The organism is Leclercia sp. GLN_9, from assembly GCF_043105735.1.
GTDB lineage: Bacteria > Pseudomonadota > Gammaproteobacteria > Enterobacterales > Enterobacteriaceae > Enterobacter > Enterobacter adecarboxylatus.
The window spans coordinates 1-17469 of sequence record NZ_JBICLV010000022.1; the positions used below are offsets into that span (position 1 = coordinate 1).

The 17469-nt window shown below is 56.1% G+C and carries 17 protein-coding genes; 14 read left to right on the plus strand and 3 right to left on the minus strand.

From position 1 onward, the window contains the following. Positions 1 to 236: 236 nt before the first annotated feature. Positions 237 to 2258 carry an FAD-dependent oxidoreductase gene (locus tag ACF8PE_RS15225; protein ID WP_392495048.1) on the plus strand — a complete coding sequence of 674 codons (2022 nt, stop codon included), beginning with the start codon at positions 237 to 239 and terminating at the stop codon, positions 2256 to 2258. A 262-nt stretch (positions 2259 to 2520) separates the two neighbouring features. On the opposite strand, the gene rlmG is transcribed toward ACF8PE_RS15225, so the two are convergent. Then, complete coding sequence (gene rlmG / locus ACF8PE_RS15230) at positions 2521 to 3657, minus strand: 23S rRNA (guanine(1835)-N(2))-methyltransferase RlmG (RefSeq protein WP_117386357.1); 1137 nt, start codon at positions 3655 to 3657, stop codon at positions 2521 to 2523. A 210-nt stretch (positions 3658 to 3867) separates the two neighbouring features. Here rlmG and ACF8PE_RS15235 point away from each other — a divergent pair, with 210 nt between their 5' ends. From ACF8PE_RS15235 to sstT, 4 genes are all read left to right on the plus strand, one after another. Then, positions 3868 to 4356 carry a YgjP-like metallopeptidase domain-containing protein gene (locus ACF8PE_RS15235; protein ID WP_032614308.1) on the plus strand — a complete coding sequence of 163 codons (489 nt, stop codon included), beginning with the start codon at positions 3868 to 3870 and terminating at the stop codon, positions 4354 to 4356. 70 nt (positions 4357 to 4426) lie between these two features. Beyond that, positions 4427 to 5425: a Gfo/Idh/MocA family protein gene (locus ACF8PE_RS15240; RefSeq protein ID WP_032614310.1), complete on the plus strand. Its 999-nt coding sequence runs from the start codon at positions 4427 to 4429 to the stop codon at positions 5423 to 5425. Positions 5426 to 5703: 278 nt separating this feature from the next. Further along, positions 5704 to 6672, plus strand: a complete 969-nt coding sequence (locus ACF8PE_RS15245) for a TerC family protein (RefSeq protein ID WP_059307130.1) — start codon at positions 5704 to 5706, stop codon at positions 6670 to 6672. A 240-nt stretch (positions 6673 to 6912) separates the two neighbouring features. Then, the gene (gene sstT / locus ACF8PE_RS15250; RefSeq protein WP_032614314.1) at positions 6913 to 8154 is read left to right on the plus strand and encodes a serine/threonine transporter SstT; all 1242 of its coding nucleotides are present in this window, start codon (positions 6913 to 6915) and stop codon (positions 8152 to 8154) included. 76 nt (positions 8155 to 8230) lie between these two features. On the opposite strand, the gene ACF8PE_RS15255 is transcribed toward sstT, so the two are convergent. Both ACF8PE_RS15255 and uxaC read right to left on the minus strand, forming a co-directional pair. Then, positions 8231 to 9718 carry a UxaA family hydrolase gene (locus ACF8PE_RS15255; protein ID WP_392495049.1) on the minus strand — a complete coding sequence of 496 codons (1488 nt, stop codon included), beginning with the start codon at positions 9716 to 9718 and terminating at the stop codon, positions 8231 to 8233. 18 nt (positions 9719 to 9736) lie between these two features. Continuing rightward, entirely contained in the window at positions 9737 to 11149 is a 1413-nt protein-coding gene (uxaC, locus tag ACF8PE_RS15260; RefSeq protein ID WP_392495050.1) for a glucuronate isomerase, read from the minus strand. Between the two features lie 479 nt (positions 11150 to 11628). Between uxaC and ACF8PE_RS15265 the strand changes: the two genes are divergently transcribed. The 9 genes from ACF8PE_RS15265 to ACF8PE_RS15305 all read left to right on the plus strand — a co-directional run bounded on the left by ACF8PE_RS15265 (position 11629) and on the right by ACF8PE_RS15305 (position 17459). Next, the gene (locus ACF8PE_RS15265; RefSeq protein WP_032614319.1) at positions 11629 to 12927 is read left to right on the plus strand and encodes an MFS transporter; all 1299 of its coding nucleotides are present in this window, start codon (positions 11629 to 11631) and stop codon (positions 12925 to 12927) included. Positions 12928 to 13102: 175 nt separating this feature from the next. Continuing rightward, positions 13103 to 13879 carry a transcriptional regulator ExuR gene (gene exuR / locus ACF8PE_RS15270; protein ID WP_059307127.1) on the plus strand — a complete coding sequence of 259 codons (777 nt, stop codon included), beginning with the start codon at positions 13103 to 13105 and terminating at the stop codon, positions 13877 to 13879. 347 nt (positions 13880 to 14226) lie between these two features. After that, complete coding sequence (gene yqjA / locus ACF8PE_RS15275) at positions 14227 to 14889, plus strand: DedA family general envelope maintenance protein YqjA (RefSeq protein WP_392495051.1); 663 nt, start codon at positions 14227 to 14229, stop codon at positions 14887 to 14889. A gap of 4 nt (positions 14890 to 14893) precedes the next feature. After that, entirely contained in the window at positions 14894 to 15274 is a 381-nt protein-coding gene (gene mzrA / locus ACF8PE_RS15280; protein WP_032614323.1) for an EnvZ/OmpR regulon moderator MzrA, read from the plus strand. Between the two features lie 155 nt (positions 15275 to 15429). Beyond that, entirely contained in the window at positions 15430 to 15798 is a 369-nt protein-coding gene (locus ACF8PE_RS15285; protein WP_103792803.1) for a DUF1090 domain-containing protein, read from the plus strand. 28 nt (positions 15799 to 15826) lie between these two features. Further along, positions 15827 to 16132 carry a YqjD family protein gene (locus ACF8PE_RS15290; protein WP_032614327.1) on the plus strand — a complete coding sequence of 102 codons (306 nt, stop codon included), beginning with the start codon at positions 15827 to 15829 and terminating at the stop codon, positions 16130 to 16132. Positions 16133 to 16134: 2 nt separating this feature from the next. Beyond that, complete coding sequence (locus ACF8PE_RS15295; RefSeq protein WP_032614329.1) at positions 16135 to 16533, plus strand: phage holin family protein; 399 nt, start codon at positions 16135 to 16137, stop codon at positions 16531 to 16533. Next, positions 16530 to 16844 (plus strand): YqjK-like family protein, encoded by a 315-nt coding sequence (locus ACF8PE_RS15300; protein ID WP_032614331.1) that lies wholly within the window; start codon positions 16530 to 16532, stop codon positions 16842 to 16844. The genes ACF8PE_RS15295 and ACF8PE_RS15300 overlap by 4 nt, the downstream gene beginning before the upstream one ends. Before the next feature lie 222 nt (positions 16845 to 17066). After that, positions 17067 to 17459 carry a DoxX family protein gene (locus ACF8PE_RS15305; RefSeq protein WP_032614333.1) on the plus strand — a complete coding sequence of 131 codons (393 nt, stop codon included), beginning with the start codon at positions 17067 to 17069 and terminating at the stop codon, positions 17457 to 17459. The last annotated feature ends 10 nt before the right edge of the window (positions 17460 to 17469 follow it).

Here is a 17469-nt window from a genome sequence, read left to right on the forward strand (position 1 = left end):
CTCTTTAGGGAGAGGGAGCTGCTCGGTGCGGTCTTTCCCTCCTCGCCCATACGGGAGAGCGAACTGCTCGGTGCGGTCTTTTCCCCCTCGCCCCTTTGGGGAGAGGGCCGGGGTGAGGGGCAAAGTTCTTTGAGATCTATCACAATCATTCGATCCCGCTTTTACCTTTCTGCTGCTGCTGGCTAAATTAGTAACTCATCCGACCACATAACAATAAATTAACACTGGAAGAGACTATGAGCCGCTACCCGTCGCTATTCGCCCCCCTCGATCTGGGGTTTACCACGCTCAAAAATCGCGTGCTGATGGGCTCGATGCATACCGGGCTGGAGGAGCGCCCGGACGGCCCTGAGCGCCTGGCAGCGTTTTATGCCGAACGCGCGCGCCACGGCGTAGCGCTGATCGTCACTGGCGGCGTCGCGCCTGCCTCCTCCGGCGTGACGATGGAGGGCGGCGCGATGCTGAACGATGTGGCACAGCTGCCGCACCACCGGATCGTGACTGACGCGGTACACAACGAGGGCGGCAAAATCGCCCTGCAAATTCTGCATACCGGACGCTACAGCTACCAGCCAAACCTGGTGGCGCCGTCGGCGATCCAGGCCCCGATCAACCGCTTTACGCCCCACGCCCTCACCCATGATGACATCCTCGCCCTGATTGATGACTTTGCCCGCTGCGCTGCGCTGGCGCGTGAAGCCGGTTACGACGGCGTAGAGGTGATGGGTTCCGAAGGCTATCTGATTAACGAATTTCTCGCCGCGCGCACTAACCAGCGCGAGGACGAATGGGGCGGCGACTATGCCCGCCGGATGCGCTTTGCGGTAGAAGTGGTGCGTGCGGTGCGTGAACGTGTCGGCAGCGATTTTATTATTGTCTATCGTCTGTCGATGCTCGACCTGGTGGAAGGCGGCGGCACCTTTGAGGAGACCGTCCAGCTGGCGCAGGCCATTGAAGCCGCAGGCGCAACCATTATTAATACCGGGATCGGCTGGCACGAGGCGCGGATCCCGACTATCGCCACGCCGGTGCCACGGGCGGCATTCAGTTGGGTGACGCGCAGGCTGAAAGGCAAGGTGTCGATCCCGCTGGTGACCACCAACCGCATTAACGATCCCCAGGTGGCAGACGATCTGCTGGCGAAGGGCGATGCCGATATGGTGTCGATGGCGCGGCCATTCCTCGCCGATGCTGAGATCCTCTCTAAAGCGCAAAGCGGTCGCGCGGATGAGATCAACACCTGTATAGGCTGCAACCAGGCCTGTCTGGATCAGATCTTCGTGGGTAAAGTCACCTCTTGTCTCGTCAACCCGCGCGCCTGCCATGAAACCAAAATGCCCGTCACGCCTGCCGTCACCCAAAAACGGCTCGCCGTGGTGGGCGCTGGCCCCGCCGGGCTGGCGTTTGCGGTGAATGCCGCCGCCCGCGGGCACAGCGTGACGCTCTTTGATGCCCTGGCTGAGATCGGTGGGCAATTTAATATCGCCAAACAGATCCCCGGCAAAGAGGAGTTCTACGAAACCCTGCGCTACTACCGCCGGATGATCGACCTGACGGGCGTGGATCTGCGGCTGAACCATTTTGTGAATGCGTCGGATCTTATGGAGTTCGATGAGGTGATCCTCGCCTCCGGGATCGCCCCGCGTACCCCGGCGATCGACGGCATCGATCATCCTAAGGTGCTGAGCTATCTCGACGTGCTACGCGATAAAGCGCCGGTGGGTGATAAGGTGGCGATTATCGGCTGTGGCGGCATTGGGTTTGATACCGCCATGTATCTGAGCCAGTCGGGCGAGCCAACCAGCCAGAACATTGCGGAATTCTGCGAGGAGTGGGGTATCGACACCAGCCTGAATCAGGTGGGCGGTTTACGGCCAGAAGGGCCGCAACTGCCGAAAAGCCCGCGCCAGATAGTGATGTTGCAGCGCAAAGCCAGCAAACCGGGCGAAGGGCTGGGGAAAACCACCGGCTGGATCCATCGCGCCACCCTGCTCGCGCGCGGCGTGAAGATGATCCCGGGCGTGAGTTATCAGAAGATCGACGACGAGGGGCTGCATGTGCTGATCGGCGGTGAACCGCAGCTGCTGGCGGTGGATCATGTGATTCTGTGTGCCGGGCAGGAGCCGAAGCGCGATCTGGCTGAGCCGCTGCGCGAGGCGGGCAAGGCGGTGCATCTGATTGGCGGGTGTGATGTGGCGATGGAGCTGGATGCAAGGCGGGCGATTGCCCAGGGGACGACGCTGGCTCTTGAAATTTGATTTTGCCCCTCACCCCGGCCCTCTCCCCAAAGGGGCGAGGCGGAAAAGATAGCCCCGAGCCGTTTCCCCTCCCAGGAAAAAGGCGGCACCGAACGGTTTCCCCTCCCAGGAAAAAGGCGGCACCGAACGGTTTCCTCTCCCAGGAAAAAGGCCACACCGAACGGTTTCCTCTCCCCAGGAAAAGGCCGCACCGATCAGTCCCCTCTCCCCTCTGGGGAGAGGGTTAGGGTGAGGGGTAAAGGGATGAAGGGTAAAAACAATCTTACCGACGACGCCCCAGCTTCACCGCTTTCAGCACCACGAACTTACTGTTCGTCGCCACGGTGGTGCAGTTGCCGAAAATCTTCTTCAGCTTGTGGAAATAGTCCAGGTGGCGGTTGGCCACGATGTACAGCTCGCCGTTGATCTTCAGGCAGCGGCGCGCGTGGTGGAACATCTCCCAGGCAACGTTATCGGTCAGGGCGTGCTTCTGGTGGAACGGCGGGTTACAGAACACGGCGTTGAAGCGGAATGGCTCCACGCCGGAGAGCGCGTTGTTGATCATGAACTCGCAGCGATCCAGCGCCTCTGGCATGTTCGTTTCCACGTTCAGGCGGCTGGATGCCACCGCCATCGGCGATTCATCGCTAAAGACCACGCTGGCCTCCGGGTTCTTCGCCAGCAACGTCAGACCGATCACCCCGTTACCGCAGCCGAGATCGACGATCTCCCCTTCCAGGTTTTCCGGCAGATGTTCAATGAAGAAACGCGCTCCGATGTCCAGCCCGGTGCGAGAGAAGACGTTCGCGTGGTTGTGGATAGTCCAGTCGGTGCCTTCCAGCTTCCAGCTCAGGGTTTCCGGCGCGTCAGCCAGCTGTGGAGAACTAAACGTACAGTTGATCAGGCGCGCTTTTTTCCACGCCAGGGTAGTGGTGGTTGGCCCCAGCACTTTCTCGAACAGCGCAATCGTCGAGGTGTGGATATCGCGCGCTTTGGCACCGGCAATAATGCGCGTCTCAGGCGTCACTACCTTACGCAGCGCACGCAGTTGCTGCTCCAGCAGCGCCATGGTTTTTGGGATCTTAATCAGCACGACGCCTGGCGCCTGCGGGTATTCCGCGGTGCTGTCGAGGAACTTAACGCTGGATTCAGCGATATCGTTGTGGCGTAAATTCTCGCGCGTCGCCAGCTCGCTCAGGTAGGAATCACCGATGCTGTAAGGCGAGTGTTCGGCCAGCGCACAACCCAATGCGCCAAAAGCATCATTCAGGATCAGAACCGGGCCGCTGATTTCAGTGTCATCCAACTGTTGCAGCAGATATTCATCCGCCGCTTCCCACGCCTGAAGCGGGTTAACGTCGTCCGTTTCCGGGAAACGTTTTAAGTCGAGTGAACGGAAACCGTTGTCTAAGTGGCTCATCGGCCCTCCTGAATGGTAAAATTTCGGCGTTATCCCTGAAAAGGGTGCGAGAGTATATACCCAAAATCATTCACGTTGCATTAAAGCAGCAAGTCTGAGGATCCCCAGGCGCTGACACAAGTCAGTGAAAGGGGTGAGCAGACGCAGCCAACACAGAGGCAATGTGAAGGATGACGGGCATACCTGTTTTCACATTATTTTGGGGCTTTAATGAACCAGCTGACTTATCTCCAGGGCTACCCGGAGCATCTGCTTTCCCAGGTCCGCACCTTGATTGCCGAGCAAAAACTGGGGGCGGTGCTGGAAAAACGCTATCCGGGAACCCACGATTTCGCGACCGATAAAGCCCTCTGGCAGTATACGCAGGATCTGAAAAACCGATATCTGAAGAGCGCGCCCCCGATCAACAAGGTGATGTACGACAACAAAATCCACGTGCTGAAAAACGCGCTGGGTCTGCATACCGCCATCTCCCGCGTGCAGGGCGGCAAACTGAAAGCCAAAGCCGAGATCCGCGTGGCGACGGTGTTCCGCAACGCGCCGGAAGCCTTTTTGCGCATGATTGTGGTTCACGAGCTGGCACACCTGAAAGAGAAAGAACACGACAAGGCGTTCTACTCCCTGTGCTGTCATATGGAGCCGCAATACCACCAGCTGGAGTTTGATACTCGCCTGTGGCTGACGCATTTATCGCTATAGCGCACAAGTTTTGTCATTATCACGTGCTACAGTGGCAACAGGTTCCCAGCAACGGAGTTCGTGAACGTTTATGATACGTTTCGCAGTCATTGGGACGAACTGGATCACGCGTCAGTTCGTCGATGCCGCCCATGAGACCGGCAAATATAAACTTACCGCAGTCTATTCCCGCAGCCTTGAACAGGCGCAGGCCTTTGCTAACGACTATCTCGTCGAGCATCTGTTTACCTCTCTGGAGGCGATGGCGCAAAGCGATGCCATCGACGCGGTCTATATTGCCAGCCCAAATTCACTGCATTTCCCGCAGACGACGCTGTTCCTCAGCCACAAAAAACATGTGATTTGCGAGAAACCGCTGGCCTCGAATATCGATGAGGTGGAAGCCGCCATTCAGCTGGCGCGGGAAAATCAGGTTGTGCTGTTCGAAGCTTTCAAAACCGCCAGCCTGCCCAATTTCCTGCTGCTGCAACAGTCGCTGCCCAAACTGGGCCGCATGCGCAAAGCCTTTATTAACTACTGCCAGTATTCGTCACGCTATCAGCGTTATCTCGACGGCGAGAATCCGAACACCTTTAATCCGGCCTTCTCTAATGGCTCGATTATGGACATCGGCTTCTACTGCCTGGCCTCGGCGGTCGCGCTGTGGGGCGAGCCGCACGGGGTTCAGGCTACTGCCAGCCTGCTGGAGAGCGGCGTGGATGCCCACGGTCTGGTGGTGCTGGACTACGGGGATTTCAGCGTCACGCTGCAGCACTCCAAGGTGAGCGATTCGGTGCTGCCGAGTGAAATCCAGGGCGAGAACGGCTCGCTGGTGATCGAGAAAATCTCCGAGTGCCAGAAGCTGAGCTACGTGCCGCGCGGCGGTAAAGCCCAGGAGCTGACGCAGCCTCAACATATCAACACTATGCTGTATGAGGCAGAGGTGTTCGCGCGTCTGGTTGAAACCCAGGAAGTGAACCATCCAGGCCTTGCGGTGAGCCGTACCACGGCGAAGCTGCAGACCGAGATCCGTCGTCAGACGGGGGTGGTATTCCCGGCGGATGGCCTGAACGCAGAAGTTACCGCGTAAAGCTGTGTAATGAATCCGTGCAGGCCATTGACGAAATCAATGGCCTGACATATTTTGTTACTTGCAAAGGGGAGTAACTTCCTTGCCGGTGGATCGTCATTACGATGCGTTTAATACCGCATCCGGTCGCCGGGCAACGAAAAAGGAATGCGATTAACGTATTCCTTTCTTGTTGTAAGTGAGACCTTGCCGGAAGGCGAGGTCTATGCATAAAAAACGCAACGGCTATCGTCTTCTGACCCTAGCCGTTTTTGTTTTTTACGCGTAAGGAAAATTGTATGAATACTGTCGGTACTCCGCTGATGTGGGGCGGATTCGCAGTCGTGGTCGTGATCATGCTGGCGATCGATCTCTTTTTACAGGGGCGTCGTGGCGCACATGGCATGACCATGAAACAGGCGGCCGCCTGGTCGCTGGTGTGGGTCTCCCTCTCCTTGCTTTTCTGTGCTGCCTTCTGGTGGTATCTCTCTGTCACTCAGGGTCGCGCGGTGGCCGATCCGCAGGCGCTGGCCTTCCTCACCGGCTATCTGATTGAAAAAGCCCTCGCGGTGGATAACGTTTTCGTCTGGCTGATGCTGTTTAGCTACTTTGCCGTACCGGCTGCTTTGCAGCGTCGTGTGTTGGTGTATGGCGTGTTGGGCGCGATCGTGCTGCGTACCATCATGATCTTCGCAGGTAGCTGGCTGATTTCGCAGTTCGAATGGCTGCTCTATATCTTCGGCGCCTTCCTGCTGTTCACCGGTGTGAAGATGGCGCTGGCGAAGGAAGACGAAACCGGTATTGGCGAGAAGCCGCTGGTGCGCTGGATCCGCGGTCATCTGCGCATGACCGACACCATCGAGAGCGAGCACTTCTTTGTGCGTAAGAACGGGCTGCTCTTCGCAACGCCGCTGCTGCTGGTGCTGATCATGGTTGAGCTGAGCGACGTGATTTTCGCGGTCGATAGCATCCCGGCGATCTTTGCGGTGACCACTGACCCGTTCATCGTGCTGACGTCGAACCTGTTTGCCATCCTCGGCCTGCGTGCCATGTACTTCCTGCTGGCGGGTGTAGCGGAGCGCTTCACCATGCTGAAGTACGGCCTGTCGGTGATCCTGGTGTTTATCGGTATCAAGATGATGATTGTCGATTTCTACCATATCCCGATCGCCATCTCTCTGGGCGTGGTGTTTGGCATCCTGGTCCTGACCCTGATTATCAACGCCTGGGTTAACCACCGGAACGATAAGAAGCAGCAGATGCAGTAAAGGGGGGTTGGTGCGGTCTGATGCCCTCACCCCGGCCCTCTCCCACAGGGAGAGGGCGAACACACTTTTGTAACGCAGTAGTTAAAAAATATGATGTGACACGTAAAATCCAGCATTTTACTCTTCCGCCTTGCGCTGCTTTCCCTGATACTCAACCAGGCAAACAAATACTTACATCCGGACATAAATGTGACTAAGAGCACATCCAGGATGGAACGCAATTTCACTCAGGAATAACGTATGAGCACACAATCAAGCGGTCTGTTCGCGCGCCTGGCGCAAGGCAGCCTCGTTAAACAAATTCTGGTCGGGTTGGTACTGGGTATTCTGCTGGCTATGGTGTCAAAACCTGCTGCTGAAGCCACGGGACTGCTCGGCACCCTGTTCGTTGGCGCACTGAAAGCCGTCGCGCCGGTACTGGTGCTGATGTTGGTGATGGCGTCGATTGCCAACCACCAACACGGACAAAAAACTAACATTCGCCCTATTCTCTTCCTGTATCTTCTGGGCACCTTCTCTGCCGCGCTGACGGCGGTGGTATTCAGCTTCCTGTTCCCATCCACGCTGCATCTGACCAGCGCGGCCGGTGATATCACACCACCGTCCGGCATTGTGGAAGTGCTGCGCGGCCTGTTGATGAGCATGGTATCCAACCCCATCACGGCGCTGATGAATGCCAACTACATCGGCATCCTGGTCTGGGCGATTGGTCTGGGCTTCGCGCTTCGCCACGGTAACGAGACCACCAAAAACCTGGTGAACGATATGTCCAACGCGGTGACCTTTATGGTGAAACTGGTGATCCGCTTTGCGCCCATCGGGATCTTCGGCCTGGTCTCCTCCACCCTGGCGACGACCGGTTTTGACGCGCTGTGGGGCTACGCGCAGCTGCTGGTTGTGCTTGTCGGCTGTATGCTGCTGGTGGCGCTGGTGATCAACCCGCTGCTGGTGTTCTGGCAGATCCGCCGTAACCCGTATCCGCTGGTGCTGACCTGCCTGCGTGAGAGCGGCGTGTACGCCTTCTTCACCCGCAGCTCTGCGGCAAACATTCCGGTGAACATGGCGCTGGCCGAGAAGCTGAACCTGGATCGTGATACTTACTCCGTCTCCATTCCGCTGGGTGCGACCGTCAATATGGCAGGTGCGGCGATCACCATCACCGTGCTGACCTTAGCGGCGGTGCATACCCTGGGTATCCCTGTGGATCTGCTTACTGCGCTGCTGTTGAGCGTCGTGGCATCGCTGTGCGCCTGTGGCGCATCGGGTGTGGCAGGCGGTTCGCTGCTGCTGATCCCGCTGGCCTGTAATATGTTCGGTATCCCGAATGAGGTGGCCATGCAGGTGGTGGCGGTGGGCTTTATCATTGGCGTGCTGCAGGACTCCTGCGAAACGGCGCTGAACTCCTCGACTGACGTGCTGTTTACCGCCGCAGCCTGTCAGGCTGAAGATGCGCGTCTGGCGAAAAACGCGCTGCGCAGCTAATAAAAAAGGCCCGGTCAGTGACCGGGCCTTTTACTATCATAAGCCAGGCAAACGCAGTGCCGCCCGGCAAACACACTTACAGCGTTACACCACTCTTAAAGATCGCCAGCTCGCGGAAGTCGTTTTTCTCGTTGCAGGTCTGTTTGCCGTTGGCGATATCAACAATCACATCCACAAACTCCGTTAACAGCTGCGGCATGGCTTTGCCATGGATCAGCTGGCCCGCGTCAAAATCGATCCAGTGCTTTTTCTTCGCAGCCAGCTCGCTGTTGGTGGCGATTTTCACCGTTGGCACAAAGCCGCCGTACGGTGTGCCGCGACCGGTGCTGAACAGCACCATATGACAGCCCGCACCCGCCAGGGCGCTGGTGGCGACAGCATCGTTGCCCGGGGCGCTTAACAGGTTCAGACCGTGGGTTTGCAGCCGCTCGCCGTAACGCAGCACGTCCACCACCTGGCTGGCGCCCGCTTTCTGGGTGCAACCGAGGGATTTCTCTTCGAGGGTGGTGATCCCGCCCGCTTTGTTACCCGGCGATGGGTTTTCGTAAATCGGCTGGTTGTGCGCGATAAAGTACTGTTTGAAGTCGTTCACCATGGTGACGGTCTTTTCAAATGTCGCTTCGTCGCGGCAGTGGCTCATCAGGATGCGCTCTGCACCAAACATCTCCGGCACTTCGGTCAGCACGGTAGTGCCGCCGTTGCTGATGACGTAATCGGAGAACTGACCCAGCATCGGGTTAGCCGTAATGCCGGACAGCCCATCCGAGCCGCCGCACTCCAGACCAAACTTCAGCTCGCTCAGCTTGCCCGCTTCGCGCTGGTCGTGGCGCATCACTTCATACAGCTGGTGCAGATGCTCCAGGCCCGCTTCCACTTCATCGTCCTGATGCTGACACACCATGAAGTGCACACGTGCCGGATCGAAGTCCCCCAGCGTTTCGCGGAAGGCATCGACCTGGTTGTTCTCACAGCCCAGGCCGATCACCAGCACCGCTCCGGCGTTCGGGTGACGTACCATGTTTTGCAGCATGGTGCGGGTGTTGATGTGATCGTCCCCCAGCTGGGAGCAGCCATAGGTGTGGCTGAACAGGTGGACGCCGTCCGTGCCCTCTGTCTGATTGGTCTCTTTCAGGAACCGGCTCTGGATCTGACGGGCAATGCCGTTGACGCAGCCGACGGTCGGCAGGATCCACAGTTCATTGCGGATCCCCACCTCGCCGCTGGCACGGCGGTAGATCTGGACATCACGATCTGCCGCCTGGCTGCCTTCAGCCTGCAACTCAGGTTGATAGCTGTACTCATCCAGATCGCTCAGATTGGTGCGCGTATTGTGAGAATGAATAAACTCACCCGCCGCGATATCCGCCAGCGCATGGCCGATAGGCAGACCGTATTTGACGACGTTCTCCCCTTTGGCAATGGATTGCAGAGCGAACTTGTGCCCGCGCGCAACGTCCTGGCGCAGCGTGACGGTCTGGTTGTCAAACGTCACTTCCAGCCCTTCGCTCAGGTCGGCCAGCGCGACCGCTACGTTATCCAGCGAATGGATCTTGATGTATTGCATATCAACCCTCAGAAGGCCTTAGTTCAGTTCAATAGCGAAGTAGTCGCGTGCGTTGTTAAAGCAGATGTTTCTCACCATTTCGCCCAGCAGCTGGATGTCGGCCGGGGCTTCGCCCGCGGTGACCCAGCGGCCAATCATCTGGCACAAAATGCGGCGGAAATATTCATGGCGAGTGTAAGACAGGAAGCTACGGCTGTCGGTCAGCATCCCCACAAAGCGGCTCAGCAGACCGAGCTGCGCCAGCTGCGTCATCTGACGCTCCATGCCATCTTTCTGGTCGTTGAACCACCAGCCGGAACCAAACTGCATCTTGCCTGGCATCCCTTCGCCCTGGAAGTTGCCGATCATGGTGCCCAGCACTTCGTTATCGCGTGGGTTCAGGCAGTAGAGGATGGTTTTCGGCAGCAGGTTCTCTTCGTTCTGTTTGCTCAGCAGTTTTGACAGCTCTTCCGCCAGTGGACGGTCGTTGATGGAGTCGAAACCAACATCAGCACCCAGCAGTTTGAACTGGCGCAGGTTGTTATTGCGCAGCGCGCCGATGTGGTACTGCTGCACCCAGCCGCGACGGGCATATTCTGCCGCCAGCCAGACCAGTACCGCGGTTTTGAACTGCGCCACTTCGTGTTCGTTCAGGCTTTCACCCGCCAGACGACGCGCCAGAATGCTGTCCAGTTCGGCTTCGTTCGCTTCCGCAAACAGCACCACGTCCAGGGCATGGTCAGAGACTTTACAGCCGTGCGCCGCAAAGTGGTCCAGGCGCTTCGTCAGCGCGGTTTGCAGATCGTTGAAACGGCGGATCTCGGTATCGGAGACTTCACTCAGCTTCGCCATGTAGTCGGCAAAGGTCGCCAGCTCAATGTTGAACGCTTTATCCGGGCGCCAGCTTGGCAGCACTTTGACGTCAAAAGAGCTGTCCTGGGCGACAACGGCGTGATGCTCCAGAGAGTCAACAGGATCGTCGGTGGTGCCGACCATCTTGACGTTCATCTGCTTCATGATGCCGCGGGCAGAGAATTTGTCCTGCGCCAGCAGTTCATTGCATTCGTTCCAGATCTCATCCGCCGTTGCCGGAGAGAGCAGCTTGCCGGTGATGCCAAACGGACGGCGCAGCTCCAGATGGGTCCAGTGGTACAGCGGGTTACCAATGGTGTGCGGGACGGTGGCGGCCCAGGCGTCGAATTTTTCGCGATCGGAGGCATCGCCAGTACAGAGGCGTTCCGCCACGCCGTTCGTGCGCATGGCGCGCCACTTGTAGTGGTCACCTTTCAGCCAGATGTCATACAGGTTTTTGAAGCGGTAATTTTCGGCAACCTGCTGCGGCGGAAGATGGCAGTGGTAGTCGAAAATCGGCTGGTCTTTTGCGTAATCGTGGTACAGGCGGCGGGCAAAGTCGGTATCTAACAGGAAATCTTCAGTCATAAACGGGGTCATTATCGTCTTCCTCTTACGAGCTTACGAGTGCGTCAGAAAAGTGATGTTCAGATGCTGCAAAGTTATCACACCAATTTCCAGAGGCCGATGATTTTTTCGTGAGTTAGATCAATAAACGTCGACAAATAATATACGTCCAAAGTGGTAAATGTCGCTCAACACCGCGCCAGCTCTGGCCTGGCAGAGCGGAAACATTGACCTTACAAATATTGACACTTTTGTGATGTCACTCACCTTTTAAAGCTGTATGACAAGTTATCGTTTCGCCGTCGCAAATTATAAGCCGACGGATTGCGTTACCGGTGCCAAAGGCATCGGACTCAGCGGTAAGGATACCGACTTATGCACGTTTACTTATGGCAAGGTTCGGGCCGTTCCGGGAGTAATCCCGGTAACGCCCTCCCGTTGATAAACATCTCACGCCTGCCGTAGAGATGCCCGTACTCCGGTGCGGCAATAACATAACGATGAGGTTTTACATGCGTAAAATTAAAGGGTTACGTTGGTACATGATCGCACTGGTGACGCTTGGCACCGTGCTGGGCTACCTGACGCGTAACACCATAGCGGCGGCTGCGCCGACGCTGATGGAAGAGCTACATATCTCCACGCAACAATACTCCTACATTATCGCGGCTTACTCCGCGGCTTATACCATCATGCAGCCGGTAGCGGGCTACGTGCTGGATATTCTGGGGACGAAAGTTGGCTACGCGGTCTTCGCCGTTACATGGGCTATCTTCTGCGGCGCAACCGCACTGGCAGGTAGCTGGGGCGGCCTGGCGCTGGCCCGTGGCGCAGTCGGTGCGGCAGAAGCTGCGATGATCCCTGCGGGTCTGAAAGCGGCATCCGAGTGGTTCCCGGCGAAAGAGCGTTCTATCGCAGTGGGCTACTTCAACGTGGGTTCTTCTATTGGTGCGATGATTGCTCCGCCGCTGGTGGTATGGGCTATCGTGATGCACAGCTGGCAGCTGGCGTTTATCCTCTCCGGCGTGCTGAGCTTCGCCTGGGCTATGGCCTGGCTGATCTTCTACAAGCATCCACGCGATCAAAAGAAACTCTCTAATGAAGAACGTGACTACATCATTGGCGGCCAGGAGTCTCAACACCAGACCAACAACGGCAAGAAGATGTCTGTCCTGCAGATCCTGGGTACCCGTCAGTTCTGGGGTATCGCCCTGCCACGTTTCCTGGCAGAGCCAGCATGGGGTACTTTCAACGCCTGGATCCCACTGTTCATGTTTAAAGTCTACGGCTTTAACCTGAAAGAGATCGCCATGTTCGCCTGGATGCCAATGCTGTTTGCTGACCTGGGTTGTATCGTTGGCGGCTACCTGCCACCGCTGTTCCAGCGCTGGTTTGGCGTGAACCTGATCGTCTCCCGTAAAATGGTGGTGACCATGGGTGCCGTGCTGATGATTGGCCCAGGGATGATCGGCCTGTTCACCAGCCCATACGTGGCTATCGGTCTGCTGTGTATCGGTGGTTTTGCTCACCAGTCGCTGTCCGGTGCGCTGATTACCCTCTCTTCAGACGTCTTCGGCCGTAATGAAGTGGCGACCGCTAACGGCCTGACCGGGATGGCTGCCTGGACCGCCAGTACCCTCTTTGCTCTGGTGGTAGGTGCGCTGGCTGACACCATCGGCTTCAGCCCGCTGTTCGCAGTACTGGCTGTCTTCGACCTGATGGGTGCAGTGCTTATCTGGACGGTGCTGAAAAACAAATCTGCGGATGAGTTGCTGCAAGAGTCGGTTGGAAGGCCGGTCACACAGAGTTAGTCTGTAGTCTTTGCCCGGCGAGGCTGACGCTGACACGGGTAGATAAAACAGACAGACCGGGTCCGCCCGGCAATGAAAAGGCCGCCTCCGGGCGGCTTTTTTGCGGGTCAAATCTGGAGAGAAACAGCTAAAAGTGGTATAACAAATCATTAGCCATACCCTGCCTGGAGCGCATATGGAAATCAACGAACCCCGTCGCCTTTATCAGCAGCTGGCTGCTGAGCTGAAAGCTCGCATCGAGCAAGGCGTTTATCTGGTGGGGGACAAATTACCTGCCGAGCGTTTTATCGCGGATGAAAAGAGCGTAAGCCGCACCGTGGTTCGTGAAGCCATCATCATGCTGGAAGTCGAAGGCTATGTTGAAGTGCGTAAAGGATCGGGTATTCATGTCATCTCCAGCCAGGCAAAACACTCCCCGGTGCCGGACGAGAATCTTGAATTTGCCAACTATGGTCCCTTTGAGTTGCTCCAGGCCCGTCAGCTTATCGAAAGCAATATCGCAGAGTTTGCCGCCACCCAGGTGACCAAGCAGGACATCATGAAGCTGATGGAGATCCAGGATAACGCGCGTAAAGAAAAATGTTTCCGCGACTCCGAGTGGGATTTACAGTTTCATGTTCAGGTAGCCCTCGCCACCCAAAATAGCGCCCTGGCCGCAATCGTCGAAAAAATGTGGACTCAGCGCGTTCACAACCCGTACTGGAAAAAACTGCACGATCATATCGATTCTCGTACCGTGGATAACTGGTGTGACGATCACGACCAGATCCTCAAGGCGTTGATCCGTAAAGACCCGCATGCGGCAAAAGTGGCGATGTGGCAGCACCTCGAGAACACCAAGCAGATGCTGTTCAATGAAACCAGTGATGACTTCGAATTTAATGCCGACCGCTATCTTTTTGCCGAAAATCCGGTGGTTCATCTCGATACCGCGGTCAGTCAGGTAAAATAGTTTTCTTTTCCACGAGCAGGCGCTTCGCTGCGCCTTCCCGCTGAGGTGGGTAAGTAAACCTTTAGAGTGTCAGCGTTTGTAAAAGACCTCGCGTCCCCTCCCTGGGTTAAGCCAAAATCAATTCTGGAATAATGCAAATACTGTGACGGATCCCTTCTGGCTTTGTTACAATTAGATGCATTTAGCCGTTTAGTTAGTTAGTGCTTGCTTACTTTGCCACTTAACAGGGAACAGTTCTGGCCACGTACTCGTGTCCGCGAGCGACCATAATGAAATTATAAAAAATGTCGCCGTGCTGTTTGACCCGGTTGACAGGCGTGCCGTTAACCGATTTTCAGGAATACTGAATGGAACTTTTGACCCAACTACTGAATGCCTTATGGGCTCAGGATTTCGAAACGCTGGCCAATCCTTCCATGATTGGCATGCTCTATTTTGTCCTGTTTATGATTCTGTTTCTTGAAAACGGTCTGCTGCCTGCCGCCTTCCTGCCTGGCGATAGCCTGCTGGTGCTGGTGGGCGTGCTCTGTGCAAAAGGGGCAATGCAATTCCCGCAAACCGTCCTGCTGCTGACCATTGCTGCCAGCCTCGGCTGCTGGCTGAGCTATATCCAGGGGCGATGGCTTGGCAATACGCGCATCGTGCAAAACTGGCTTTCCCATCTCCCGGCACACTATCACCAGCGAGCGCATCATCTGTTCCACAAGCACGGGCTTTCTGCGCTGCTGGTCGGCCGCTTTATCGCTTTTGTCCGTACCCTGCTGCCAACCATTGCCGGGCTTTCCGGTCTCAGCAGCACGCGTTTTCAGTTCTTCAACTGGATGAGTGGCCTGCTGTGGGTGCTGATCCTGACGACTCTTGGTTATCTGCTCGGCAAAACGTCGGTCTTCCTGAAGTACGAAGACCAGCTTATGTCCTGCCTGATGCTGCTGCCTGTGGTGCTACTGGTGTTCGGCCTGATTGGCTCGCTGGTGGTGTTGTGGAAGAAAAAACACGGAAGTCAGGGTTAAGGTGATGAACAATTCAACCCCGTCACTGCGCCGTCTCTCTTACGCCATCGTTGCGCTGATGATGTTCAGCGCCTTGTTGCTGGCCTGGGCGGCGCTGCAAAAGCAGGAATCGACGTTAGCTATCCGGTCCGTTAATCAGGGCACCACCATGCCCGATGGCTTCTCTATCTGGCATCATCTGGATGCAAACGGCATTCAGTTTAAGAGCATTACCCCGCAGAACGACGTGCTGCTGATCACTTTCGACTCCAGCGTGCAGAGCGCCGCAGCGAAGAAGGTGCTCGACCGCAGCCTGCACGGTTATATCATTGCTCAACAGGATGATAATAATCAGGCAGTCCTCTGGCTCACGCGTCTGCGTGATACCTCGCGTCTGTTAGGCTAAATTTCCACTATTCTGAATCTTTTCACTCACTTTGGTGATATCACCGTTTACTTACTATGCTTAAGTACGCGGAGCACCTCCCACTCGTACTCCGCACGATTCTGGAAACCGACATTCCCGCTGGTTATGTCGAAAAACAATGGAAGGTTTTCATAATGAATTACCGCATCGCCCTGGGCCTCGCCCTTTTTTCTTTGAGTGCAGCATCGTTCGCGTCTTCTCTCTGTCTGGAGAAGGAAAAGGATATTCAACGCGAGATCAGCTACGCTGAAAAGCATAACAATCAGAATCGAATCAATGGGCTGAAGAAGGCTCTTAGCGAAGTTCAAGCTAACTGTTCAGACAGCAAGCTGCGTGCCGATCATCAGCGCAAGATTGCCGATCAGAAAGAGGAGATTGCTGAGCGCCGCCGCGATCTGGCGGAGGCAAAAGAGAAAGGCGATGCAGATAAGATTACTAAACGTGAGAATAAATTGCAGGAAGCCGAGCACGAGCTGAAAGCGCTGGAGTCTCGCGATTACTGATTTAACGACATCTTAACAGGAGAGAATCATGTCAAAAGATACTACGTCAGACCATTTACGCGCTGAACTAAAGTCCCTGGCGGATACCCTGGAAGAGGTGCTGAGCTCCTCGAGCAGTAAGTCGAAAGAAGAGCTGAGTAAACTGCGCAATAAAGCGGAGCAGGCCCTGCATGAGAGCCGCTACCGTCTGGGCGAAACCAGCGATGTGCTGGCGAAACAGACCCGTGAAGCCGCTGCGCGCGCCGATGAGTACGTCCGTGAAAATCCGTGGGCCGGGGTAGGTATCGGTGCTGCGGTGGGCGTCGTCATCGGCATGCTCCTGACGCGACGTTAATTATGGAAGATTCACGTCAACCACAAGGGCCCGCAAAAAACGTCCTCGGTATCGGACAGCGGATTTTAACCACTCTCGTCGGCATCGCGGAGACGCGTATTCGCCTGGCAGTGGTTGAACTGGAAGAAGAGAAAGCAAACCTCTTCCAGCTGCTACTGATGTTGGGGTTGACCATGCTCTTCGCCGCTTTTGGCCTGATGAGCCTTATGGTATTGATTATCTGGGCAGTCGATCCGCAGTACCGCCTGAATGTGATGATTGGCACAACCGTGGTACTGCTGCTTGCCGCCCTGATAGGTGGCATCTGGACGATGCGCAAAGTGCGCCACTCCACCCTGCTCCATCATACCCGTAAGGAACTGGCCAACGATCGGTCATTGCTGGAGGATGAGAAAAAGTGAGCAGAAGCAGATCAGAACGTCAGCGAGAGAAGGCATTTTTGCTGAGCAAAATCCAGCAGCAACGGATTGATCTGTCAGCGAGTAGCCGTGACTGGCTGGCGGTGACCCACGCTTACGATCGTGGCTGGAATACGTTCCTGAGCCTCCGTGCCTGGGCACTGGTAGGGAGCAGCATTCTGGCGGTGCGGGCAGTCCGACATCCGAACAGGCTGATCCGCTGGGCGCGCCGTGGCTTTGGTATCTGGAGTGCCTGGAAGCTGGTTAAGTCGACCATCAGTCAGCAGCAGTTACGCAAATCCGACGCGCACTGACGTTACTCTCTGCCTCACCCGGTAAAGCGCCTTCTGGCGCTTTACTTTTTTTACGCCGCCCCTTCTTGCTCAATATCTTTGATAAAGATTGACAGTTTTCCTTGCTAACAATCGCCCTTCGCCACGTTTATGATTCTCTCCATCGACAGCGAGACCGCGGCATACGCCCGATTTTGCACATAAAAGAGTATTTACAGCCCAAGTGGTTCCCTGGAGAGTAACATGAAAAAATTAGAAGATGTTGGTGTATTGGTTGCGCGTATCCTGATGCCAATCCTGTTTATTACTGCAGGCTGGGGCAAAATCGGTGGTTATGCCGGGACGCAACAGTACATGGAAGCGATGGGCGTTCCGGGGTTCCTGCTGCCGCTGACCATTCTGCTTGAGCTTGGCGGTGGTCTGGCGATTCTGTTCGGTTTCCTGACCCGCACCACGGCGCTGTTTACCGCAGGCTTCACCCTGCTGACCGCGTTCCTGTTCCACAGCAACTTTGCGGAAGGCGTGAACTCTCTGATGTTCATGAAAAACCTGACCATCGCAGGCGGTTACCTGCTGCTGGCCATCACCGGGCCGGGTGCATACAGCATTGACCGCGTTCTGAATAAGAAGTGGTAAGCACGCTATA